General features: G+C 72.3%; 23 protein-coding genes. 20 read left to right on the top strand and 3 right to left on the bottom strand.

Annotated elements, in window-relative coordinates:
• Positions 1-68 precede the first annotated feature (68 nt).
• The 9 genes from rpsM (at position 69) to glmM (ending at position 8,308) form a co-directional block, all read left to right on the top strand.
• Positions 69-449, top strand: coding sequence for a 30S ribosomal protein S13 (gene rpsM / locus ACIA8O_RS28110; RefSeq protein WP_345286202.1), 381 nt, complete (start codon positions 69-71; stop codon positions 447-449).
• A gap of 73 nt (positions 450-522) precedes the next feature.
• Entirely contained in the window at positions 523-930 is a 408-nt protein-coding gene (gene rpsK / locus ACIA8O_RS28105) for a 30S ribosomal protein S11 (RefSeq protein WP_396296772.1), read from the top strand.
• Between the two features lie 128 nt (positions 931-1,058).
• Complete coding sequence (locus tag ACIA8O_RS28100) at positions 1,059-2,081, top strand: DNA-directed RNA polymerase subunit alpha (protein ID WP_030232516.1); 1,023 nt, start codon at positions 1,059-1,061, stop codon at positions 2,079-2,081.
• 124 nt (positions 2,082-2,205) lie between these two features.
• Positions 2,206-2,694, top strand: a complete 489-nt coding sequence (gene rplQ / locus ACIA8O_RS28095) for a 50S ribosomal protein L17 (RefSeq protein ID WP_396296771.1) — start codon at positions 2,206-2,208, stop codon at positions 2,692-2,694.
• Positions 2,695-2,769: 75 nt separating this feature from the next.
• Positions 2,770-3,681: a tRNA pseudouridine(38-40) synthase TruA gene (gene truA, locus ACIA8O_RS28090; protein ID WP_396296770.1), complete on the top strand. Its 912-nt coding sequence runs from the start codon at positions 2,770-2,772 to the stop codon at positions 3,679-3,681.
• Between the two features lie 197 nt (positions 3,682-3,878).
• Positions 3,879-5,543 (top strand): ABC-F family ATP-binding cassette domain-containing protein, encoded by a 1,665-nt coding sequence (locus tag ACIA8O_RS28085; RefSeq protein WP_396296769.1) that lies wholly within the window; start codon positions 3,879-3,881, stop codon positions 5,541-5,543.
• 216 nt (positions 5,544-5,759) lie between these two features.
• Complete coding sequence (gene rplM, locus ACIA8O_RS28080; RefSeq protein ID WP_396296768.1) at positions 5,760-6,203, top strand: 50S ribosomal protein L13; 444 nt, start codon at positions 5,760-5,762, stop codon at positions 6,201-6,203.
• A gap of 43 nt (positions 6,204-6,246) precedes the next feature.
• Positions 6,247-6,753 carry a 30S ribosomal protein S9 gene (rpsI, locus tag ACIA8O_RS28075; protein ID WP_345286189.1) on the top strand — a complete coding sequence of 169 codons (507 nt, stop codon included), beginning with the start codon at positions 6,247-6,249 and terminating at the stop codon, positions 6,751-6,753.
• A 187-nt stretch (positions 6,754-6,940) separates the two neighbouring features.
• On the top strand, positions 6,941-8,308 hold the full coding sequence (glmM, locus tag ACIA8O_RS28070; RefSeq protein WP_396296767.1) for a phosphoglucosamine mutase: 1,368 nt from the start codon (positions 6,941-6,943) through the stop codon (positions 8,306-8,308).
• Between the two features lie 72 nt (positions 8,309-8,380).
• Here the strand turns inward: glmM and coaA are convergent, their stop codons facing one another.
• Positions 8,381-9,373: a type I pantothenate kinase gene (coaA, locus tag ACIA8O_RS28065; RefSeq protein ID WP_396296766.1), complete on the bottom strand. Its 993-nt coding sequence runs from the start codon at positions 9,371-9,373 to the stop codon at positions 8,381-8,383.
• 88 nt (positions 9,374-9,461) lie between these two features.
• Here coaA and glmS point away from each other — a divergent pair, with 88 nt between their 5' ends.
• From glmS to tsaE, 6 genes are all read left to right on the top strand, one after another.
• Positions 9,462-11,318 carry a glutamine--fructose-6-phosphate transaminase (isomerizing) gene (gene glmS, locus ACIA8O_RS28060; RefSeq protein WP_396296765.1) on the top strand — a complete coding sequence of 619 codons (1,857 nt, stop codon included), beginning with the start codon at positions 9,462-9,464 and terminating at the stop codon, positions 11,316-11,318.
• A gap of 72 nt (positions 11,319-11,390) precedes the next feature.
• Positions 11,391-11,759 (top strand): holo-ACP synthase, encoded by a 369-nt coding sequence (locus ACIA8O_RS28055; protein ID WP_396296764.1) that lies wholly within the window; start codon positions 11,391-11,393, stop codon positions 11,757-11,759.
• A gap of 13 nt (positions 11,760-11,772) precedes the next feature.
• Complete coding sequence (locus ACIA8O_RS28050; RefSeq protein WP_396296763.1) at positions 11,773-13,254, top strand: NAD(P)H-hydrate dehydratase; 1,482 nt, start codon at positions 11,773-11,775, stop codon at positions 13,252-13,254.
• Positions 13,255-13,340: 86 nt separating this feature from the next.
• Entirely contained in the window at positions 13,341-14,522 is a 1,182-nt protein-coding gene (gene alr / locus ACIA8O_RS28045) for an alanine racemase (RefSeq protein WP_396296762.1), read from the top strand.
• Entirely contained in the window at positions 14,519-15,601 is a 1,083-nt protein-coding gene (locus ACIA8O_RS28040; protein ID WP_396296761.1) for an alpha/beta fold hydrolase, read from the top strand. The genes alr and ACIA8O_RS28040 overlap by 4 nt, the downstream gene beginning before the upstream one ends.
• 32 nt (positions 15,602-15,633) lie before the next feature.
• Entirely contained in the window at positions 15,634-16,092 is a 459-nt protein-coding gene (gene tsaE / locus ACIA8O_RS28035) for a tRNA (adenosine(37)-N6)-threonylcarbamoyltransferase complex ATPase subunit type 1 TsaE (RefSeq protein ID WP_396296919.1), read from the top strand.
• Between the two features lie 234 nt (positions 16,093-16,326).
• On the opposite strand, the gene ACIA8O_RS28030 is transcribed toward tsaE, so the two are convergent.
• Complete coding sequence (locus tag ACIA8O_RS28030; RefSeq protein WP_396296760.1) at positions 16,327-16,893, bottom strand: hypothetical protein; 567 nt, start codon at positions 16,891-16,893, stop codon at positions 16,327-16,329.
• Positions 16,894-17,286: 393 nt separating this feature from the next.
• On the opposite strand from ACIA8O_RS28030, the gene tsaB reads away from it, so the two are divergent.
• From tsaB to ACIA8O_RS28010, 4 genes are read left to right on the top strand one after another with little or no spacing between them, the layout of a single operon-like run.
• Positions 17,287-17,934, top strand: a complete 648-nt coding sequence (tsaB, locus tag ACIA8O_RS28025; RefSeq protein ID WP_396296759.1) for a tRNA (adenosine(37)-N6)-threonylcarbamoyltransferase complex dimerization subunit type 1 TsaB — start codon at positions 17,287-17,289, stop codon at positions 17,932-17,934.
• Positions 17,931-18,437 carry a ribosomal protein S18-alanine N-acetyltransferase gene (gene rimI, locus ACIA8O_RS28020; protein ID WP_396296758.1) on the top strand — a complete coding sequence of 169 codons (507 nt, stop codon included), beginning with the start codon at positions 17,931-17,933 and terminating at the stop codon, positions 18,435-18,437. Before tsaB ends, rimI begins: the two co-directional genes overlap by 4 nt.
• Positions 18,430-19,509, top strand: coding sequence for a tRNA (adenosine(37)-N6)-threonylcarbamoyltransferase complex transferase subunit TsaD (gene tsaD / locus ACIA8O_RS28015; protein WP_396296757.1), 1,080 nt, complete (start codon positions 18,430-18,432; stop codon positions 19,507-19,509). Before rimI ends, tsaD begins: the two co-directional genes overlap by 8 nt.
• A gap of 53 nt (positions 19,510-19,562) precedes the next feature.
• Positions 19,563-20,429 (top strand): polysaccharide deacetylase family protein, encoded by an 867-nt coding sequence (locus ACIA8O_RS28010; RefSeq protein WP_396296756.1) that lies wholly within the window; start codon positions 19,563-19,565, stop codon positions 20,427-20,429.
• Here the strand turns inward: ACIA8O_RS28010 and ACIA8O_RS28005 are convergent.
• The gene (locus ACIA8O_RS28005; protein WP_396296755.1) at positions 20,405-21,583 is read right to left on the bottom strand and encodes a methyltransferase domain-containing protein; all 1,179 of its coding nucleotides are present in this window, start codon (positions 21,581-21,583) and stop codon (positions 20,405-20,407) included. The two genes, ACIA8O_RS28010 and ACIA8O_RS28005, sit on opposite strands and share 25 nt — an antisense overlap.
• Before the next feature lie 500 nt (positions 21,584-22,083).
• Between ACIA8O_RS28005 and groES the strand changes: the two genes are divergently transcribed.
• On the top strand, positions 22,084-22,389 hold the full coding sequence (groES, locus tag ACIA8O_RS28000) for a co-chaperone GroES (protein ID WP_057231242.1): 306 nt from the start codon (positions 22,084-22,086) through the stop codon (positions 22,387-22,389).
• The last annotated feature ends 13 nt before the right edge of the window (positions 22,390-22,402 follow it).

The following is a 22,402-nucleotide window of genomic DNA, read 5'->3' as shown; positions in this document are numbered from 1 at the left end:
GCTCCCACACCGAGAGGTGTCGGAGTAGGTAGCGCGTCAGACCTCTGAAAGAACCACAGGAGCCTTGAATGGCACGCCTCGCAGGCGTTGATCTCCCGCGTGAGAAGCGGATCGAGATCGCTCTGACCTACGTCTACGGCATCGGCCGCACCCGCGCGCAGCTCGCGCTCGCCGAGACCGGCGTCAACCCGGATGTCCGCGTTCGCGACATCACCGAGGACGACCTGGTCAAGCTGAGCCAGTACATCGACGCGAACTTCGAGGTCGAGGGTGACCTCCGCCGCGCCGTTGCCGCCGACATCCGCCGCAAGGTCGAGATCGGCTGCTACGAGGGTCTGCGTCACCGCCGTGGCCTCCCGGTCCGCGGTCAGCGCACCCACACCAACGCGCGTACCCGCAAGGGCCCGCGTCGCGCGATTGCCGGCAAGAAGAAGCCGGGCAAGAAGTAGTCCGCCCGTTAACCGGACTTCCCTCCGGCCCGCGGGTTCAGCGGACCGACCACCTCAGTAGGAGAACAGACTTATGCCCCCCAAGGGTCGTCAGGCTGCCGGCGCGAAGAAGCTGCGCCGCAAGGAAAAGAAGAACGTCGCTCACGGCCACGCGCACATCAAGAGCACGTTCAACAACACCATCGTTTCGATCACCGACCCGCAGGGCAACGTGATCTCCTGGGCCTCCGCCGGCCACGTCGGCTTCAAGGGCTCGCGCAAGTCCACCCCGTTCGCCGCGCAGATGGCCGCCGAGGCCGCTGCCCGTCGCGCGATGGAGCACGGCATGCGCAAGGTCGACGTCTTCGTCAAGGGCCCGGGCTCCGGCCGCGAGACCGCGATCCGTTCGCTGTCCGCCGCCGGCATCGAGGTCGGCTCGATCCAGGACGTCACCCCCACCCCGCACAACGGCTGCCGTCCGCCGAAGCGCCGCCGCGTCTGACGCAGCGCCTTCGGGCAGTCTGGGTGTTTTAAACCTCGTACGGGGTCCGGTCTCAGGCCGGACCCCGTACGCTGGTTCTGTTCGGCATCAAATAGTGGGTGCCGAGTCCAACTGGAGGATCTGAAAACATGCTGATCGCTCAGCGTCCCTCGCTGACCGAAGAGGTCGTCGACGAGTTCCGCTCGCGGTTCGTGATCGAGCCGCTCGAGCCGGGCTTCGGCTACACCCTCGGCAACTCGCTCCGCCGCACGCTCCTCTCCTCGATCCCCGGTGCCGCCGTCACCAGCATCCGGGTCGACGGTGTCCTGCACGAGTTCACCACCGTGCCGGGCGTCAAGGAGGACGTCACCGACCTCATCCTGAACATCAAGCAGCTGGTCGTCTCCTCGGAGCACGACGAGCCGGTCGTGATGTACCTGCGCAAGCAGGGTCCGGGTGTGGTCACCGCCGCCGACATCGCGCCCCCGGCCGGTGTCGAGGTGCACAACCCCGAGCTGGTCCTCGCCACGCTGAACGGCAAGGGCAAGCTGGAGATGGAGCTGACCGTCGAGCGCGGTCGCGGCTACGTCTCCGCCGTGCAGAACAAGGCCTCCGGCCAGGAGATCGGCCGCATCCCGGTCGACTCGATCTACAGCCCCGTGCTGAAGGTCACCTACAAGGTCGAGGCCACCCGTGTCGAGCAGCGGACCGACTTCGACAAGCTCATCGTCGACGTCGAGACCAAGCCCGCCATGCGCCCCCGTGACGCCATGGCCTCGGCCGGCAAGACCCTGGTGGAGCTGTTCGGTCTCGCCCGCGAGCTGAACATCGACGCCGAGGGCATCGACATGGGCCCGTCCCCGACGGACGCCGCCCTGGCCGCCGACCTGGCGCTGCCGATCGAGGAGCTCGAGCTCACCGTTCGGTCGTACAACTGCCTCAAGCGCGAGGGCATCCACACCGTGGGTGAGCTCGTCGCCCGTTCCGAGGCCGACCTGCTCGACATCCGCAACTTCGGTGCGAAGTCGATCGACGAGGTCAAGGCGAAGCTGGCCGGCATGGGCCTGGCGCTCAAGGACAGCCCGCCCGGGTTCGACCCGACCGCCGCCGCCGACGCCTTCGGCGCCGACGACCTGGACGACGCGGGTTACGCGGAGACCGAGCAGTACTAAGAGATTTGTGGCGGGGCGGCCCCCAACCGGGCCGCTCCGCTTCATGAAAGCCGTGCGGGCACAGTGCCCGTACGCCCGTTCCGGTACCTGATACGGCCGGTGACGGTGATTCAAGGAGTTACGCATGCCGCGTCCCACGAAGGGTGCCCGCCTCGGCGGCGGCCCGCACCACGAGCCGCTGCTGCTCGCCGGTCTGTGCCGGGAGCTGTTCCAGTACGGCCGCATCACCACGACCGAGGCCAAGGCCCGTCGGATGCGCCCGCTGGCCGAGAAGCTGATCACCAAGGCGAAGAAGGGCGACATCCACAACCGTCGCATCGTCCGCAAGACGATCACCGACGTGTCGGTGCTGCACACCCTCTTCACCGAGATCGCCCCCCGCTACGAGAACCGCCCCGGTGGCTACACCCGCATCACCAAGATCGGTGGTCGTCGTGGTGACAACGCCCCGATGGCCGTGATCGAGCTGGTCGAGGCCCTCACCGTCGCGCAGACCGCCGTCGGCGAGGCCGAGGCGGCCACCAAGCGTGCCGTCAAGGAGGCCGACGCCAAGGCCGAGGAGACCACGGTCGAGGAGACCGAGGCCACCGAGGTCGAGGCCGACAAGGCCTGACACCTTCTCAGGTGACGTCCGGGCCCGCTCCCTTCACCGGGGGGCGGGCCCGTTCCCTTTTCTAGGAGTACTTACGTGGTGAACGACTGCGCCGAGCAGCCCCCGGTCAAGGACGGTCCGGCGGACGGGTACGTGCGGATCCGGCTCGACCTGGCGTACCAGGGCGCCGAGTTCTCGGGGTGGGCGCGGCAGCGGGGCCGGCGCACCGTGCAGGAGGAGATCGAGAGCGCGCTGCAGATCGTGACGCGCAGTCAGGAGCTCTTCCCGCTCACGGTCGCGGGCCGGACCGACGCCGGGGTGCACGCGCGGGGCCAGGTCGCGCACGTGGACCTGCCGGCCGAGCTGTGGGCCGAGCACGGCGACAAGCTGCTGCGGCGGCTCGCCGGGCGGCTGCCGGGCGACGTGCGGATCTACCGGGTGTCGGAGGCGCCGTCGGGCTTCGACGCGCGGTTCGCGGCGGTCTGGCGGCGGTACGCGTACCGGGTCGCCGACCACCCGGGAGGGGTGGACCCGCTGCTGCGGGGGCACGTGCTCTGGCACGACCGGCCGCTGGACGTCGAGAAGATGAACGAGGCGGCGCGGCTGCTGCTGGGGGAGCACGACTTCGCGGCCTACTGCAAGAAGCGGGAGGGCGCGACGACCATCCGGACGCTGCTGGAACTGCGGTGGGACCGGGTGCCGGTGGACTCCTACGCCTCGCAGGAGGGGTCGCTGGCGGTCGCGACGGTGCGGGCGGACGCGTTCTGCCACAACATGGTGCGGTCGTTGGTCGGGGCGATGCTGCTCGTCGGCGACGGGCACCGGCCGGTGGACTTCCCGGGGCAGGTGCTGGCCGGCCGGGTCCGGAACTCGGCCGTGAACGTGGTCCGGCCGTACGGGCTGACGCTGGAGGAGGTCGGCTACCCGGCCGACGACCAGCTCGCGGAGCGGAACCGGCTCGCGCGGCGGATGCGGACGCTCCCTGGCGTCGAGGCCCCCGTGGCGTAGGTGGTTGCGCCCCGCAGGGGCGCGGGGAACTGCGCGCGGGGGAACGGCAGCACCTGCAACCGGCTCGCCTGCCCCGACCTCACGCTGGTCCGCCTGCCGGACTCGCGCAGTTCCTCGCGCCCCTGGGCCGCTGCCCTGCCGGGCGGAGTGCCTAATCCGTTTGGGTGTGTAGGTCCCGGCTTGGCACAATCCTCGGCATGGGACACGTCGAGATTTCGCACCTGGAGTACTACCTGCCGGACGGGCGGGTGCTGTTCGACGACGCGTCCTTCCGGGTCGGCGAGGGCTCCGCGGTGGCGCTGGTGGGCGCGAACGGGGCCGGTAAGACCACGCTGCTGCGCATGATCGCGGGGGACACCCAGCCGCACGGCGGCTCGGTGACGGTGAGCGGCGGGCTGGGCGTGATGCGTCAGTTCGTCGGGACCACCGGGCGGGAGGACCAGCGGGAGACCCCGGGGGCGCTGCCGGCCGACGCCTCGGTGCGGGACCTGCTGGTGTCGGTGGCGCCGCCGCGGATCGCCGTCGCGGCCAAGGCGGTGGACGCCGCCGAGCTGGCGATGATGGCGCAGGACGACGAGAAGTCGCAGATGGCGTACGCGCAGGCGCTCTCGGACTGGGCGGACGCCGACGGGTACGAGTACGAGACCGTCTGGGACGTCTGTACCACCGCCGCGTTGGGCATGCCGTTCGACCGGGCGCAGTTCCGCGGGCTGAACACCCTCTCCGGCGGTGAGCAGAAGCGGCTGGTCCTGGAGGCGCTGCTGCGCGGCCCCGAGGAGGTGCTGCTCCTCGACGAGCCGGACAACTACCTGGACGTGCCGGGCAAGCGCTGGCTGGAGGAGGCCATCAAGGCCACCCCGAAGACCGTGCTGTTCATCTCGCACGACCGCGAGCTGCTCTCCCGCTCCGCCGACAAGATCATCAGTGTCGAGACCGGCTTCGGCGGGGGCGGCAGCTCGGTCTGGGTGCACGGCGGGGGCTTCGACTCCTTCCACGAGGCCCGCAAGGAGCGCTTCGAGCGCTTCGAGGAGCTGGGCCGCCGCTGGGACGAGGAGCACGCCAAGCTGAAGAAGCTGGTGGTGAACCTCCGTCAGGCCGCCTCCGTCAGCCACGCGCTGGCCACCCGGTACGCGGCCGCGCAGACCCGGCTGAAGAAGTTCGAGGAGGCGGGTCGGCCGGAGGAGCCGCCGCGCGAGCAGAACATCACCATGCGGCTCAAGGGCGGCCGCACCGGTGTGCGTTCGCTCACCATCGAGCAGTTGGAGCTCACCGGCCTGATGAAGCCCTTCGACCTGGAGGTCTTCTACGGCGAGCGGGTCGGCGTGCTGGGCTCCAACGGCTCGGGCAAGTCACACTTCCTGCGGCTGCTGGCCGGCGACGAGACGGTGAAGCACTCCGGCTCGTTCAAGCTCGGCGCCCGCGTGGTGCCCGGCCACTTCCGGCAGACCCACGCGCACCCGGAGCTGTTCGGACGGACCGTCAGGTCGATCATCGAGGAGGAGCACGCGCTCAGCCGCGGCGCCGCGATGGGGGCGCTGCGCCGGTACGAGCTGGACCGGCAGGAGGAGCAGAAGTTCGAGTCGCTCTCCGGCGGCCAGCAGGCCCGGTTGATGATCCTCAAGCTGGAGCTGGACGGCGTCACCGCGCTGCTGCTGGACGAGCCGACGGACAACCTGGACCTGGAGAGCGCCGAGGCGCTCCAGCAGGGCCTGGAGGCCTTCGAGGGCACCGTGCTCTGCGTGACCCACGACCGCTGGTTCGCCAAGACCTTCGACCGCTTCCTGGTCTTCGGCTCCGACGGCCGGGTCTACGAGTCCAAGGAGCCGGTCTGGGACGAGACCCGGGTGCAGCGCGACCGCTAGGCCGAGCGTTTTTGACCCGTACGGACCCTGCCGGTAGGCTGGGCCCTTGTTGTGCGTATTGGCTCGCTCCATCTCACGTGAGAGGTCGGTACGCCGGAGACACCAAGGCCGATGACCAGCGGCTTCCCCTTGAATTGCGTCCAAGTGGAACCAGGCTGATCCCCCGCCCAGGTGCTCCTGTCAGGACTCACTCACTGAAAAGCGAAGGCTACGACCGTGCGTACGTACAGCCCCAAGCCCGGCGACGTCCAGCGTCAGTGGCACGTCATCGACGCGCAAGACGTTGTGCTCGGCCGCCTGGCCTCCCAGGCCGCCAACCTCCTCCGGGGCAAGCACAAGGCGATCTACGCGCCGCACGTTGACACCGGTGACTTCGTCATCATCATCAACGCGGACAAGGTGCACCTGTCGGGTAACAAGAAGACCCAGAAGATGGCGTACCGCCACAGCGGCTTCCCGGGCGGTCTCCGCTCGGTCCGCTACGACGACCTCCTGGCGAACAACCCGGAGAAGGCCGTCGAGAAGGCCATCAAGGGCATGATCCCCAAGAACAGCCTGGGCCGTCAGATGCTCTCCAAGCTGAAGGTCTACTCGGGCGACCAGCACCCGCACGCTGCGCAGCAGCCGGTGCCGTTCGAGATCACCCAGGTCGCGCAGTAATTCCGGCCACCAAGCCCCCATCACTGAAAAGCTGAGGAACATCGTGGCCGAGACTGCCATCGAGAGCACCCTTGAGGTCGACTTCGACGAGAACGTCGAGGGCGACTACACCTCGGAGGAGACCTACACCTCCGAGTCCCTGGCCGGCCGCTTCGGCGAGGCCATCCCCGGCGCTGGCCTCGGCCGTCGCAAGGAGGCCATTGCCCGCGTCCGGATCGTTCCGGGCACCGGCAAGTGGAAGATCAACGGTCGCACCCTGGAGAACTACTTCCCCAACAAGGTGCACCAGCAGACCGTGAACGAGCCCTTCAAGCTCCTCGAGCTGGACGGCCGTTACGACGTCGTCGCCCGCATCGCGGGTGGCGGTGTCTCGGGTCAGGCCTACGCGCTGCGCCTCGGCGTCGCCCGTGCCCTGAACGAGGCCGACGTGGACAACAACCGCGGCGCCCTCAAGAAGGCCGGCTTCCTGACCCGTGACGCCCGCGCCGTCGAGCGCAAGAAGGCCGGTCTCAAGAAGGCCCGCAAGGCGCCGCAGTACAGCAAGCGCTAAGCATCCCCGCCGGGGGGCGTACCGTTTCGATGGTCCGCACCCCTGGGGTGTGCCTGTACGCCCCGGAGCACTCCATGTGCTCCGGGGCGTCGTGCTTTCCGCGTTCGAGTGCCTGTGCGGAGGCGGGTGAACGCGAGAGATTCTGCCTGTCAGAATTCCGGTGCAACGGTGACGGAGGACGGAAAACGTGGGACGACTCTTCGGTACGGACGGTGTGCGCGGTGTGGCCAACGAGGGCCTGACCGCCGAACTGGCGCTCGGCCTCTCGGTGGCGGCGGCGCACGTGCTCGGCGATGCGGGGGCCTTCGACGGCCACCGCCCGGTGGCCGTGGTGGGCCGCGACCCGAGGGCGTCCGGGGAGTTCCTGGAGGCGGCGGTGATCGCCGGGCTGGCCAGTGCGGGCGTGGACGTGCTGCGGGTCGGCGTGCTGCCGACCCCCGCCGTGGCGTACCTCACCGGTGTGCTCGGGGCCGACTTCGGCGTGATGCTGTCGGCCAGCCACAACGCGATGCCCGACAACGGCATCAAGTTCCTCGCCCGCGGCGGCCACAAGCTGGACGACGCCATCGAGGACGCCATCGAGGCGCACTACCGCCGCTACGGCGTCGGCACGGACGAGAACTGGCAGCGCCCGACCGGCGCGGCCGTCGGCCGGGTCCGCCAGTACACCGAGGGCTTCGACCGCTACGTGGCCCACCTGGTCGCCGTGCTGCCCAACCGCCTGGACGGCGTGAAGGTGGTCATCGACGGCGCCCACGGCGCGGCCGCCCGGGTCGCCCCCGAGGCCTTCGCCCGGGCCGGCGCCGAGGTGGTCTACACGCTGGGCGCCGAGCCCGACGGGCTCAACATCAACGACGGCGTCGGCTCCACCCACCTGGACAAGCTGCGCGCCGCGATGAAGGAGCACCGGGCCGACCTGGGCATCGCCCTGGACGGCGACGCCGACCGCTGCCTGGCCGCCGACGCGGACGGCAACGAGGTGGACGGCGACCAGATCATCGCGATCCTGGCCGTGGCCATGAAGGAGGCCGGCACCCTGCGCCGGAACACCGCGGTGGCCACCGTGATGTCCAACCTGGGCTTCAAGCTGGCGATGGAGCGCGAGGGCGTCGAGCTGGTGCAGACCGCCGTCGGCGACCGCTACGTGCTGGAGGAGATGAAGCAGCACGGCTTCGCGCTGGGCGGCGAGCAGTCCGGCCACGTGATCCTGCTGGACCACGCCACCACCGGCGACGGCACCCTCACCGGCCTGATGCTCGGCGCCCGGCTGGCCGCCACCAAGCAGCCGCTGGCCGACCTGGCCGCTGTGATGACCCGGCTGCCGCAGGTGCTGATCAACGTCAAGGGCGTGGACAAGAGCCGGGTGTCGACCAGCGCCGAGCTGACCGCCGCCGTCGAGGCCGCGGAGGCCGAACTGGGCGCCACCGGGCGGGTGCTGCTGCGCTCCTCGGGCACCGAGCCGCTGGTGCGGGTGATGGTGGAGGCGGCCGACGAGGTGCAGGCCAAGGCGGTCGCGGAGCGGCTGGCGGAGGCCGTGCGGACGTATCTGGGCTGATGTCCGACTGAGCAACACTCAGGCCCCCACCGTCGGTGGGGGCCTGAGTGCGTTTCAGGGGCGGAGTGCGTTTCAGAGCTTGCGGAGCAGGGCGCGGCGGACCTTGTGGTCGGCGCCCTTCTGGAGGACCAGGGTGGCCCGGCCGCGGGTGGGGAGGACGTTCTCCAGCAGGTTGGGCTTGTTGATGGTGCGCCAGACCTGGCGGCCGTACTCCATCGCCTCCTCCTCCGGCACCTCGGTGAAGCGGCGGAAGTAGGAGTTCGGGTCCTGGAAGGCGGTGTCCCGGAGCTTCTTGAAGCGGGACAGGTACCAGCGCTCGATGTCGTCGGTGCGGGCGTCCACGTAGATGGAGAAGTCGAAGTAGTCGGCCACCGCGAGGCGGGTGCGGCCGTCGGTGCCGGGCAGGGCCGGCTGGAGCACGTTCAGGCCCTCGACGATCAGGATGTCGGGGCGCTCCACGGTGAGGCGCTCGTCCGGCACGATGTCGTAGACCAGGTGCGAGTAGACCGGGGCGGTGACCCGGTCCTTGCCGGCCTTCACGTCCGCCACGAAGCGCATCAGTGCGCGGCGGTCGTACGACTCGGGGAAGCCCTTGCGGGCCATCAGGCCGCGGCGGCGGAGCTCCTCGTTGGGGAGCAGGAAGCCGTCCGTGGTGACCAGCTCGACCCGGGGGTGTTCGGGCCAGCGGGCCAGCAGGGCCTGGAGGAGGCGGGCGGTGGTGGACTTCCCGACCGCGACCGAGCCGGCCACGCCGATCACGAACGGGGTGCGGGTGCGCTCGGTGTCCGGGGTGTCCAGGAAGGTCCCGACGGCGCCGCGCAGTTCGTGGGTGGCGTGGATGTAGAGGTTCAGCAGCCGGGACAGCGGGAGGTAGACGTCCCGGACCTCGTCCAGATCGAGTGCGGTGCCCAGGCCTCGGAGCTGCTCGACCTCTTCGGCGGTCAGCGGCAGTGGGGTGCGCTCGCGCAGGGCGCTCCACTCGGCCCGGTCCAGATCCACGTACGGGGAGGGGGTGGGCGTCGCGGGAGCGCCCCTCGTACAGAGTTCGGTCAGCACGTGCTCCATTGTGGGCCGTTCCGGGGTGGGCGGGTGCTGTGGTGTCGGTCACGAGCGGCGGAGGGCCGGTCACGGGGGGCACGCATATGCTGACCTTATGTGCGGAATTGTGGCTTATGTGGGCTCTCAGGGAGCCATGGACGTGGTCGTCGAGGGGCTACGGCGACTGGAGTACCGCGGTTACGACTCGGCCGGTGTGGCGCTTCAGACACCGCAACCTGACGGACGGTGGGCCCTCGCCACCGAGAAGCGGGCCGGGAAGCTGGTCAATCTGGAGAAGGCGTTGGCCGAGAGTCCGCTTCCGGCCGGGACGGTCGGGATCGGTCATACGCGGTGGGCGACGCACGGGGGGCCGACGGATGTGAACGCGCATCCGCACCTGGACGACCACCGGCGGGTGGCGGTGGTGCACAACGGGATCATCGAGAACTTCGCCGAGCTCCGGGAGGAGTTGGCGGGGCGGGGGCACGTGTTGCGGTCGGAGACGGACACGGAGGTGGTGGCGCATCTGCTGGGGGAGGTGTTCGCGGGGGATCTGGCGGAGGCGATGCGGGCGGTGTGCCGGCGTCTGGAGGGTGCGTTCACCTTGGTGGCGGTGCACGCGGACCAGCCGGGTGTGGTGGTGGGGGCGCGGCGGAACTCGCCGTTGGTGGTGGGGCGTGGGGTGGGGGAGAACTTCCTGGCCTCGGACGTGGCGGCGTTCATCGCGTTCACCCGGGAGGCGGTGGAGCTGGGGCAGGACCAGGTGGTGGAGCTGCGCTCCGACGGGGTGTCGGTGACGGACTTCGACGGCGCGCCGGCGGTGGTGCGGGAGTACCACGTGGACTGGGACGCCTCGGCCGCGGAGAAGGGCGGCTACGACTACTTCATGCTGAAGGAGATCGCCGAGCAGCCGAAGGCCGTGGCCGACACCCTGCTCGGGCGGATCGGCGCCGACGGGCAGCTGACGCTGGATGAGCTGCGGTTGGACGACGCGGACCTGCGGTCGGTGGAGAAGGTGGTGATCGTGGCCTGCGGGACGGCCTTCCACGCGGGGGCGATCGCCAAGTACGCGATCGAGCACTGGACGCGGGTGCCGTGCGAGGTGGAGGTGGCGAGCGAGTTCCGCTACCGGGACCCGATCCTGGACGAGCGGACGCTGGTGATCGCGATCTCGCAGTCGGGGGAGACGATGGACACCCTGATGGCGCTGCGGCACGCGCGGGAGCAGGGCGCGAAGGTGCTGGCGATCTGCAACACCAACGGCTCCACCATCCCGCGCGAGTCCGACGCGGTGCTCTACACGCACGCCGGGCCGGAGGTGGCGGTCGCCTCGACCAAGGCCTTCCTCACCCAGCTGGTCGCCTGCTACCTGGTGGCGCTGTACCTGGGGCAGGTGCGCGGCACCAAGTGGGGGGACGAGATCCTCGCGGTGATCGAGGAACTGCGGGACGCGCCCCGGCAGGTGGAGCAGGTGCTGCGGACCATGGAGCCGGTGCGCGAGCTGGCCCGTTCGCTGGCGGACGCCCGGTCGGTGCTCTTCCTCGGGCGGCACGTGGGCTACCCGGTGGCGCTGGAGGGCGCCTTGAAGCTCAAGGAGTTGGCGTACATGCACGCCGAGGGCTTCGCCGCCGGGGAGCTCAAGCACGGCCCGATCGCGCTGATCGAGGAGGGCCTGCCGGTGGTGGTCGTGGCGCCGTCGCCGCGCGGGCGGTCGGTGCTGCACGACAAGGTGGTCTCCAACATCCAGGAGATCCGCGCCCGTGGCGCCCGCACCATCGTCATCGCCGAGGAGGGCGACGAGGCCGTCGCCCCGTACGCCGACCACCTGATCCGCGTCCCCGTCACCCCGGTCCTCCTCCAGCCGCTGGTGGCCACCGTCCCGCTCCAGGTCTTCGCCTGCGAGCTGGCCACCGCCAAGGGCCACGAGGTCGACCAGCCCCGCAACCTCGCCAAGTCCGTCACGGTCGAGTAGCCCTGACCCGGTGTCACCCCGGCGGCCGGTGCCGGCGGGGTGACACCCTGGGGTGGTCGAGAGGAGCGGCAGGTGATCGTCGGGGTCGGGATCGACGTGGCGGAGATCGCGCGGTTCGGGGCGGCGTTGGAGCGGACGCCCGGGATGGCGGAGCGGCTGTTCACGGAGGCGGAGCTGGTGCTGCCGAGCGGGGCGCGGCGCGGGGTGGCCTCGCTGGCGGCGCGGTTCGCGGCGAAGGAGGCGCTGGCCAAGGCGCTGGGGGCGCCGGGCGGCTTGAGCTGGACGGACGCGGAGGTGTCGACGGAGGCGTCGGGGCGGCCGGTGCTGACGGTGCGCGGGACGGTGGCGGCGCGGGCGGCGGAGCTCGGGGTGCGGTCGTGGCACGTGTCGCTGAGCCACGATGCGGGCGTAGCGTCGGCGGTGGTCATCGCCGAGGGGTAGGAGGCAGGGCAGGATGCGCAGCGCTCACACGGTCGGTCAGGTCCGGGCGGCGGAGGCGGAGCTGATGGCCCGTCTGCCCGGGGGGACGTTGATGCAGCGGGCCGCGTACGGCCTGGCGGCGGTCGGGGCCCGGCTGCTGGGGCGGGTGTACGGGGCACGGGTGCTGGTGCTCGCGGGGAGCGGGGACAACGGCGGGGACGCGCTGTACGCGGGGGCGCTGCTGGCCCGGCGGGGGGCCTCGGTGCGGGCGCTGCTGCTGAGCCCGGAGCGGGTGCACGCGGGCGGGTTGGCCGCGCTGCGGGCGGCCGGCGGGGTGGTGACGGCGGATCAGGGGGAGTACGCCACCGCGGACCTGGTGCTGGACGGGATCGTCGGCATCGGCGGCCGGGGCGGGCTGCGCCCGGAGGCGGCCTGGCTGGCCGGGGCGGAGCGGCGCGGCACGCTGGTCGCGGTGGACGTGCCGAGCGGGGTGGACGCGGACACCGGCGAGGTGCCGGGCGCGGCGTTGCGGGCGGACGTGACGGTCTGCTTCGGCACGTACAAGCCGGGCCTGCTGGTCGATCCGGGGGCCTCGTACGCCGGGGTGGTGCACCTGGTGGAGATCGGGTTGGAGCTTCCGGAGGCCGGGGTGACGGCCCTTCAGGAGGCGGACGTGGCGGCGCTGCTGCCGGTGCCCGGAGTGGAGAGCGACAAGTACCGGCGGGGCGTGGTCGGGGTGGCCGCCGGTTCGGAGCAGTACCCCGGGGCGGCGGTGCTGGCGGTGGCGGGGGCGCTGCGCGGCGGGGCCGGGGCGGTGCGGTACGCGGGGTCGGCGGCGGCCGAGGTGGTGCGGCGCTTCCCGGAGGTGCTGGTCAGTGAGGGGACGCTGGCGGCCGCCGGGCGGGTGCAGGCCTGGGTGGTCGGGCCCGGCGGCGGGGCCGGGGCGGGGGAGCGGCTGGACCAGGCCCTGGCGGGCACCGTCCCGGTGGTGGTGGACGCGGACGGGCTCACCGAGCTGGCCCGGCGCGGCCCGCAGGACGGCCCACCGCTGGTGCTCACCCCGCACACCGGGGAGGCGGCCCGCCTGCTGGCGGAGGGCGGGGAGCCGCCGGTGGCCGCCGACCTGGCGGCCACCCGGCTGCGCACCGCCCGGCGGCTGGCCGAGAAGTACGGGGCGGTGGTGCTGCTGAAGGGCTCCACGACGGTGGTGGCCGCCCCGGACGGCCGCGCCCGGGTCAACCCCACCGGCACCTCCTGGCTCGCCACGGCGGGCAGCGGCGACGTCCTGGCCGGCCTGCTCGGCTCGCTGTTGGCGGCGGGGCTGGAGCCTTTCGACGCGGCATCGGTCGCGGCGTACCGGCACGGTCTCGCGGGGCGTAGGGCCGCAGCTCAAGGCACCCCGATCACCGCCAGCGAGGTGGCTGCGAACTTGGTGATCCCTCGGGGGCGCGAGGAACTGCGCGAATCGGAGGTCCAGACCTTTGGATCGGGGCACACGAGTCAGTTGCACGTGTGACCGAACACGGAACCGTGGGTTCCATCCGCCGCGTCGCAGAGGCGTATGCACAGGGGGGCCGAAGCGGTCTGGGAGACTGGTACGCGATGACGACTGCGAACACGACCGGGACGGCCCTGCTCACCGAGGGGGTCCGCGCCGAGGCGACCATCGACCTGGCCGCCCTGCGCGGGAACCTCGACGCCCTGCGGGCCCGCACCAACGGCCCCGAACTCATGGCCGTGGTGAAGGCGGACGCCTACGGCCACGGCGCGGTGCGCTGCGCCCGCGAGGCGGTCGCGGCCGGCACCCGCTGGCTGGGCACGGCCACCCCGGAGGAGGCGCTGGCGCTCCGGGCGGCGGGGATCTCGGCCGCCGAGGCCCGCATCCTGTGCTGGCTGTGGATCCCGGGCGGCCCGTGGGCCGAGGCGCTCCGGGCCGGCATCGACATCTCGGTGAGCGGCCAGTGGGCGATGGACGAGCTGCTCGCCGCCGTCCGGGAGACCGGCGTGCAGGCCCGGGTGCACCTCAAGGCCGACACCGGCCTGGGCCGCAACGGCTGCCAGCCGCACGACTGGCCGGACCTGGTGGCCGCCGCCCGCCGGGCCGAGGCCGAGGGGATGCTGAAGGTCGTCGGGATCTGGTCGCACTTCGCGGCGGCCGACGAGCCCGGCCACCCCTCGATCCGGCTCCAGCAGGACGCCTTCGCCGAGGCGCTGGCCCACGCCGAGCGGGCCGGGCTGCGCCCGGAGGTGCGGCACCTGGCGAACTCCCCGGCCACCCTGCTGCTGCCCGAGTCGCACTACGACCTGGTCCGGCCGGGCCTGGCGATGTACGGGCTCTCGCCGGTGCCGGAGGTGGGCGCTCCGGCGGACTTCGGGCTGCGGCCGGTGATGGCGCTGACCGCGCGGCTGGCCCTGGTGAAGGAGGTGCCGGGCGGACACGGTGTCAGCTACGGCCACCACTACACGACTCCGGGCCCGTCGACCCTGGGCCTGGTGCCGGTCGGCTACGCGGACGGCATCCCCCGGCACGCCAGCGGCACCGGCCCGGTGCAGGTCGGCGGCAAGTGGTACTCGGTGGCCGGCCGGGTGGCGATGGACCAGTTCGTGATCGACCTCGGCGGCGACCACGCCCGGGTCGGCGACGAGGTGCTGCTGTTCGGCAACGGCGAGCACGGCGAGCCGACCGCCGAGGACTGGGGCCGGGCCTGCGGCACCCTCTCGTACGAGATCATCACCCGGATCGGCGCCCGGGTGCCGCGCCGTTACCTGGGGGCGTCGGCGTGACCGAGGCCAAGGGGGTCGGCCGGACGGCGGGGCTGATCGGCATCTCGGTCGGCCTGCTGGCCGCCGGTGCGGCGGCCGGCGTGGCGGTCGAGCGGCTCACCGTCGGCCGGGCCACCCGGCGCCGGGCCCGCGAGGAGCTGGACGCCGCGGCCCCGTACGGCTCGCTGCGCGGGCGGACGGTGCCGGTGACGGCGGCCGACGGCACCGTGCTGCACGTCGAGGTGGACGGCGACGAGAGCGCCCCGCTGACCGTGGTGTTCAGCCACGGCTACTGCCTGGGCCAGGACAGCTGGCACTTCCAGCGGGCCGCGCTGCGCGACTCCGCGCGGCTGGTGTTCTGGGACCAGCGCAGCCACGGCCGGTCCGAGCGCTCCCGCTCGTACCTGGCGGGCGAGCCGGCGAGCATCGACCAGCTGGGCGAGGACCTGAAGGCGGTGCTGGACGCCGTCGTGCCCGAGGGCCCGGTGGTGCTGGTCGGGCACTCGATGGGCGGCATGACGGTGATGGCGCTGGCCGACCGGCACCCGGAGCTGTTCGGCCCCCGGGTGGTGGGCGTCGCGCTGGTCGGCACGCTGGCCAGTGGCTGGGACGAGGTGACCCTCGGGCTGCCGGCCTTCGGCTCCAAGCTGGTGAAGCGGATGGCGCCCGGCGTGGTGAAGCTGCTGGGCCGTCAGGCCGGGCTGGTGGAGGCCACCCGCCGGGCCGGCTCGGACCTCACGGCGGTGTTCTACCGGCGCTACTCCTTCGGCACCAAGGACGTGGACCCGGGCGTGGTCCGGTTCGCCGAACAGCTGCTGGAGGCCACCCACTTCGACGTGGTCGCCGAGTTCTACCCGGCCTTCGGCGCGATGGACAAGGTGGCCGCGCTGCGGGCGATGGCCGGGCTGCCCGTCCTGGTGCTGGCCGGGACGAAGGACCTGCTCACCCCGCCCGAGTACAGCGAGGCCATCGCGGCCGAGCTGCCCGGCTGCGAGCTGGTCCTGGTGCCGGATGCCGGGCACCTGGTGATGCTGGAGCGGCCCGAACTGGTGAACCGTCAGCTGGCGGACCTGCTGGCCGCCGTCGGAGAGAAGGAGTGACCTCGGTGATCACGGTGGACACGCCGGAGCGGATGAACCGCCTCGGCAAGGCGCTGGCCGGACTGCTGCGCCCCGGCGACCTGGTGATGCTCTCGGGCGAGCTCGGCGCGGGCAAGACCACCCTCACCCGGGGCCTGGGCGAGGGCCTCGGCGTGCGCGGTGCGGTCACCTCGCCGACCTTCGTGATCGCCCGGGTGCACCCGCCGCTGGGTGCCGGGCCGGCCCTGGTGCACGTGGACGCCTACCGGCTGGGCGGCGGTCTGGACGAGATGGAGGACCTCGACCTGGACGTCTCGCTGCCCGAGTCGGTCGTGGTGGTCGAGTGGGGTGAGGGCAAGGTCGAGCAGTTGACGGACGACCGCCTGGAGGTCCGGATCGAACGCGCGATCGGCGCGGACGCGGTGGACGACTCCGACCCGCGGCAGGTCCGGCTGACCGGGATCGGCGAACGCTGGGCCGGGGTCGACCTGGCGGTGCTGGCCGAGGTCTGAGCCGCCCGGCGTTTGCCGACGGGCCGTCGGTAAGCGGTTGTGGGCGGGTGCGCCGGTGTGGTGGGATGACCCTGGCAGTTAGGTGTGCCTAACCAGGGAGACACATCATGACGAGCACCACGCCCACCACCCCGCAGACGCCCAGCCCGATGCGGGCCCTGCTCGCCGCGTGCGCGGCCGCGAAGGCGGTCTCCACGCCGCCCCCGCCGCAGCCCGCCGCGCGCTGACCTCCCGTCAGGGGACCACCACGACCTTCGTCCCGTTCGGGGCGAAGTCCCACAGGCTCTGGCCGTCCGCCCGGTTCGAACGGATGCCGCCGGTCTTGGCCTTCGGATCGGCCGGCGCCGCGGGCGCCGCCGCCGAGTCCATGGCCGCGCTGAAGCCGAACACCACGCCGTTCTGCTGGGCGAAGCGGACCACGTGCTCGATCTGGGCGCCGTCGGTGCCGGTGCCGGCCGCCGTCCGGCTGTAGACGCTGTAGCTGCCCGGGGCCGGCTCGGCCGTGCCCGGGGCGACGGGGAAGGCGGCCTGCAGCGGGGTCGGCTTCTTGGGGTCGACCAGCCAGACCCAGTGGCTGCCGGCCGAGTAGACGACCCGGCGGCCGGTGCCCGAACTCGCGGGCAGCGGCGGGACCGTGACGGTCGGTGAGGCGGACGGGCTCGGCGCGGCCGGACTCGCCGGGGCGGACGGCTGCGCCACCGGCGCCCGGGAGGCCGCTCCGTTCGCCTGGAACCCCAGCAGGCCGACGGCGGCCAGCGCCGCCACGGTCAGACCGGTGACCACCACTCCAGGACGCGACACGTCGGCTCCCCACCATGCGTAGGACTTCGGGCTACCCGGCCATCGTGCCAGTTCCCGCCGGGCACCACGGTCAGCACCACGCAGAGCTGCGCCGCAGCGGGGTAGGTGGTCACCTTGGGGGCGCGGGGAACTGCGCGAGGCGGAAGGAGCGGACCGTCTGCCGGGTACGGGCAGTCAGGTGCACGTGAGCGCCCGTACCCGGCGATCAGGTCAGCTCCTCCCGCCTCGCGCAGTTCCCCGCGCCCCTGAACGCCCTCCGGGCGTTCGCGGTGTCTTGGGGTGGCCGGTATCGCTGAGCGCTCGCGCGGCGGAGCCGCACATCAGCAGAGCCCCGCGCCCCTGAACGCCCTCCGGGCGTTCGCGGTGCTCGCGGAAACCCTTAACCTTGGGGGCGTGCTGCTGCTTGCCTTCGACACCGCGACCCCTGCCGTCACCGCCGCCGTCCACGACGGGGAGCGGGTCCTCGCCGAGGCCCACCAGGTGGATGCCCGGCGGCACGGGGAGCTGCTGCTCCCGTCGATCGACCGGGTGCTGAGGGACGCCGGGGTGGACAAGCACGCGCTGACCGCCATCGCCGTCGGCGTCGGCCCGGGCCCGTACACCGGGCTGCGGGTCGGTCTGGTGACCGCGGCGACGCTGGGGCACGCGCTGGGCCTGCCGGTCCACGGAGTCTGCACGCTCGACGCGATCGCGCACCAGGCGGAGAACGACGGCGCCCCGTTCACGGTGGCGACCGACGCCCGCCGCAAGGAGGTCTACTGGGCCTCGTACGACGGCGACAAGCGCCGCACCGAGGGCCCGGAGGTCAGCCGCCCGGCGGACCTGACGCCGCACCAGGTGGCGTTCGGCGCCGGTGCGCTGCTCTACCCCGAGACCTTCCCGGCCGCCGTCGGGCCCGAGCACGTCTCGGCCGGCGCGCTGGCCGACTTCGCCGTGCGGGAGCTGGCGGCCGGCCGCGAGCTGCTGCCGAACGTCCCGCTGTACCTGCGCCGCCCGGACGCCCAGGTCCCGGCCGGCTACAAGGCGGTGCTCCCGGCATGAGCGTGCGGCTGCGGCCGATGTGCTGGTGGGACATCGAGCCGGTGATCGCGCTGGAGCAGGAGCTCTTCCCGGAGGACGCCTGGTCGCGCGGCATGTTCTGGTCCGAGCTGGCCGACACCGGCCCGGGGGGCACCCGGCACTACACGGTGGCGGAGCTGGACGGCGCGCTGGTCGGCTACGCCGGGCTGATGGCGATCGGCGTCGAGGGCGACGTGCAGACCATCGCGGTGGCCCCGGGCCACCAGGGCGCCGGGCTGGGTGCCCGGCTGCTCACCGACCTGATCGACGAGTCGGCCCGCCGGGGCTGCACCGAACTGCTGCTGGAGGTGCGGGTGGACAACCTCGGCGCCCAGCGGCTGTACGAGCGGCACGGCTTCGAACCCGTCGGCATCCGGCGCGGCTACTACCAGCCCGCCAACGTGGACGCGCTGGTGATGCGCCTCGACGACCCGGGCCTCGACGACCCGGCCCTCGACAACCCGAAAGAGCGGCAGCATGGCTGACGAACCGTTGGTCCTCGGCATCGAGACCTCCTGCGACGAGACCGGCGTCGGCATCGTCCGGGGCACCACCCTGCTGGCCGACGCGGTCGCCTCCAGCGTCAACGACCACGCCCGCTTCGGCGGCGTGGTGCCGGAGATCGCCAGCCGGGCGCACCTGGAGGCGATGGTCCCGACCATCCAGCGCGCGCTGGACACCGCCGGGGTCAAGGGCTCCGACCTGGACGGCATCGCCGTCACCGCCGGGCCCGGCCTGGCCGGTGCGCTGCTGGTCGGCGTCTCGGCCGCGAAGGCTTTCGCCTGGGCGCTCGACAAGCCGCTGTACGGGGTGAACCACCTGGCCTCGCACATCTGCGTGGACCAGCTGGAGCACGGCCGGCTGCCGCAGCCCACCATGGCGCTGCTGGTCTCCGGCGGGCACTCCTCGCTGCTGCTCAGCGAGGACATCACCACCGACGTCCGCCCGCTCGGCGCGACCATCGACGACGCGGCCGGCGAGGCCTTCGACAAGGTGGCCCGGGTGCTCGGCCTGGGCTTCCCCGGCGGTCCGGTGGTGGACCGGATGGCCCGTGAGGGGGACCCGAAGGCGATCAACTTCCCGCGCGGCCTGAGCGGTCCGAAGGACCCGGAGTTCGACTTCTCGTTCTCCGGCCTGAAGACCGCGGTGGCCCGCTGGGTGGAGGCCAAGCGCCGGGCCGGCGAGGAGGTGCCGGTGGCCGACGTGGCCGCGTCCTTCCAGGAGGCGGTCACCGACGTGCTGACCCGCAAGGCCGTCAAGGCCTGCAAGGCCCAGGGCGTCGACCACCTGATGATCGGCGGCGGCGTGGCGGCCAACTCGCGGCTGCGCGAGATGGCCCAGCAGCGCTGCGACAAGGCCGGCATCGTGCTCCGGGTGCCCCGCCCGGGCCTGTGCACCGACAACGGCGCGATGGTCGCCGCGCTCGGCGCCGAGATGGTCTGGCGCAACCGCGCCCCCTCGGCCTTCGAGCTGTCCGCGGACTCCTCGCTGCCCGTGACCGAGGTCTCCGTCCCGCACACCGACCTGCACGCGGCGGCGCACGAAGCGCTGCGCTGACCCCGGTAGTGTTCCTGGGAGTTCGCTGGGAGCGCACGACGACGGGGAGCACGGTGAAGAGGACGTACGGGGTGGCGGCGCTGGCCCTGCTGCTGGTGGCGGGTTGCGGCAGCGGGGCGGAGCCGCCGTCCACCCCCGCGCCGCCCGCCCCGGGCAGCGCCTCGCCGAGCGCGGTGAAGGAGGGTCAGCCGGCCGCGGGCGGCAGCCCGGTGGCGTCCGCGGACGCCTGGGCGAAGTGGGGGATCAAGCCGCTGCCCGCCGCCCCGCCGGCCCCGGCCGACAAGCCGGTGAAGCTGACCGCGAGCGGCCCGGTGCCGGTCTTCTCCGAGGTGCCCACCAAGGACAAGGTCGTCTTCGTGACGATCGACGACGGGGCCGAGAAGGACCCGAAGTTCGTCGAGATGGTCCGGGACCTCAAGGTGCCGATCTCCATGTTCCTGACCAAGAACATCGTCAAGGACGACTACGGCTACTTCAAGCCGCTCCAGGAGCTGGGCAACCAGATCCACAACCACACCACGGACCACGCCCAGCTGAGCAGGGTCGCGCCGGAGAAGCAGAAGTCCGAGGTCTGCGACGCGCAGGCCGCGCTCACCCAGCAGTACGGCAAGGCCCCGCTGCTGTTCCGCCCGCCGTACGGGGACGGCGCGCACACCCCGCAGCTCAACTCCTCGGTGCAGCAGTGCGGGCCGCGCGCCATCGTGCTCTGGCGCGAGTCGATGCAGATCCACGACATGCAGTACCAGGCCGCGGACAAGAAGCTGAAGCCCGGCGACATCGTGCTCGCGCACTTCCGCGGCCCGAAGGACCTCAAGGGCGAGACGATGACCGAGATGTTCGCCGAGATGCTGCGCCGGATCGGCGAGCAGGGCTTCGCGGTGGCCCGGCTGGAGGACTACATCGCGGCCCCGGCGGGCTGACCGAGCATCATGAGCGGGCCGTGGTCGGTCCGGGCGAGGATCACGGTGAGCTCGTTCGGGCCGCTCGGCCTGAGCTGCTTGCGCAGCTCCTCCGGGGTGACGGCGAGACCGCGCTTCTTGATGACCACGGTGCCGACCTGACGCTCCTTCAGCAGGGCCTTGAGCTTCTTCACGTTGTAGGGCAGCACGTCGCTGAGCTCGTAGGCGTGGGCGTACGGGGTGGCCACCAGACGGTCCGAGGTGAGGTAGGCGATCTTGGGGTCGATCAGCCGTCCCTCGACCTGCTCGGCCACCTCGGCCACCTGGTGGGCCCGGATCACCGCACCGTCCGGCTCGTAGAGGTACCGGCCGACCGGGCCCGCCGCCGGGTCCGGGAGGTGACCGCCCGTCAGGGAGTGCGGGCCGGGGAGGAGGGTGGCCCGGTGCGGGGCGGTGGCACCGGTGCCGAACCAGAGGACGGCCTCCTTGACCTCGCCGTGGTCCGAGACCCACTCCGCCTCGGCGCCGTCGGGCACCAGCTCGTGCGGGATGCCCGGGGCCACCTTGAGGGCGCCGTACGGGGTGCGGCGGGCCGCCTCGACCGCCCAGGAGAGCGGCGGCGAGTACGCCTCCGGATCGAACACCCGGCCCCGGGCCGTCCGGCGGGCCGGATCGGTGAAGACCGCGTCGTAGCCGGTGACGTCCACCTCGGTGACGTCGGCCTCGCGGACCTCGATCAGGTCCGTCAGGCCCAGGGCGGCGGCGTTGGCGGTGGCGACGGCGCAGGTCAGCGGGTCGCGGTCGACGGCGAGGACGTGCACGCCAGCCCGGGCGAGGGCGATCGCGTCGCCGCCGATGCCGCAGCAGAGGTCCGCGAGGCGGCGGACGCCGAGGGCCGCGAAGCGGCCCGCGCGCCACTCGGCGACGCTGCGGCGGGTGGCCTGTTCGACTCCGTTGGGGGTGAAGTACATGGCGTCCGCGTCGGGGCCGAACTTCGCGCGGGCGCGCTGGCGCAGGGCCGCCTGCGCGAGCGCCGCGGTCACCAGCTCCGCCGGGTGCTCCTTGCGCAGCCGGGTCGCCAGCGCCAGCTCCTCGCCGGGCTTGAACTCCCGCAACTCGGCCAGCAGGGCCTGGCCCTGATCGGTCAACAGGGCCTTGAACGCGTCGATCTCCACGGGGACATTCTCGCCGCTCCGACCGGGTGGGCACGCGCGTGGCGGCGGTGCGGGGTTGGTGGTCACCCCGGGGGCGCGAGGCTCTGCCTGATGTGCGGCTCCGCCGCGTGGGCGCGCGGCGGGAGGAGCGCGCCGGGTGCCGGGTGCGGCGCTTCACTTGCAGGTGGCTGCCCGTTGCCGGCGATCAGGTGTATGTCTTCCGCCTCGCGCAGTTCCTCGCGCCCCCGGGGTGGCCGACTTTCGCTTCGCGCCCACGCGGCGGAGCCGCACATCAGCAGAGCCCCGCGCCCCTGAAGGCCCCTGCGGGGCCGCGGGGCGCCACGCGCGGCGTTGGCACTCTGGTTGACTGAGTGCTAACCGGCGCCTATGGTCGTTCCTGGCACTCCCCACCGGGTGAGTGCTAACGCGATGGAGCGTGTCCGACCCCCGCGACGGCGGGCGCGTGCACATTGCCACCTACCTGTAGAACAACCCCGTAATCTCCGAAGGGGAGCTCGGACGTGACCGCCAGCAGCAAGGTTGCCATCAAGCCGCTCGAGGACCGCATCGTGGTCCAGCCGCTCGACGCCGAGACCACCACGGCCTCCGGCCTGGTTATCCCGGACACCGCCAAGGAGAAGCCCCAGGAGGGCGTCGTCCTGGCCGTCGGCCCGGGTCGCTTCGAGGATGGCCAGCGCCTTCCCCTCGACGTCGCGGTCGGCGACATCGTCCTGTACTCGAAGTACGGCGGCACCGAGGTGAAGTACCAGGGCGAGGAGTACCTCGTTCTCTCGGCCCGCGACGTTCTCGCCATCATCGAGAAGTAAGTCGTTCCAGCCC

This window comes from Kitasatospora sp. NPDC051853, assembly GCF_044452665.1.
GTDB lineage: Bacteria > Actinomycetota > Actinomycetes > Streptomycetales > Streptomycetaceae > Kitasatospora.
Note: the sequence above shows the minus strand (reverse complement) of the source record. Positions and strands in the feature narration are given on the sequence as shown.

What these genes read in the sequence shown, in the direction of transcription:
- rpsM (WP_345286202.1), top strand. Translation starts at nt 69, where the DNA reads ATGGCACGCCTCGCAGGCGTTGATCTCCCGCGTGAGAAGCGGATCGAG.
- rpsK (WP_396296772.1), top strand. Translation starts at nt 523, where the DNA reads ATGCCCCCCAAGGGTCGTCAGGCTGCCGGCGCGAAGAAGCTGCGCCGC.
- ACIA8O_RS28100 (WP_030232516.1), top strand. Translation starts at nt 1,059, where the DNA reads ATGCTGATCGCTCAGCGTCCCTCGCTGACCGAAGAGGTCGTCGACGAG.
- rplQ (WP_396296771.1), top strand. Translation starts at nt 2,206, where the DNA reads ATGCCGCGTCCCACGAAGGGTGCCCGCCTCGGCGGCGGCCCGCACCAC.
- ACIA8O_RS28085 (WP_396296769.1), top strand. Translation starts at nt 3,879, where the DNA reads ATGGGACACGTCGAGATTTCGCACCTGGAGTACTACCTGCCGGACGGG.
- coaA (WP_396296766.1), bottom strand. Translation starts at nt 9,373, where the DNA reads ATGGAGCACGTGCTGACCGAACTCTGTACGAGGGGCGCTCCCGCGACG.
- glmS (WP_396296765.1), top strand. Translation starts at nt 9,462, where the DNA reads ATGTGCGGAATTGTGGCTTATGTGGGCTCTCAGGGAGCCATGGACGTG.
- ACIA8O_RS28050 (WP_396296763.1), top strand. Translation starts at nt 11,773, where the DNA reads ATGCGCAGCGCTCACACGGTCGGTCAGGTCCGGGCGGCGGAGGCGGAG.
- alr (WP_396296762.1), top strand. Translation starts at nt 13,341, where the DNA reads ATGACGACTGCGAACACGACCGGGACGGCCCTGCTCACCGAGGGGGTC.
- tsaE (WP_396296919.1), top strand. Translation starts at nt 15,634, where the DNA reads ATGAACCGCCTCGGCAAGGCGCTGGCCGGACTGCTGCGCCCCGGCGAC.
- rimI (WP_396296758.1), top strand. Translation starts at nt 17,931, where the DNA reads ATGAGCGTGCGGCTGCGGCCGATGTGCTGGTGGGACATCGAGCCGGTG.
- tsaD (WP_396296757.1), top strand. Translation starts at nt 18,430, where the DNA reads ATGGCTGACGAACCGTTGGTCCTCGGCATCGAGACCTCCTGCGACGAG.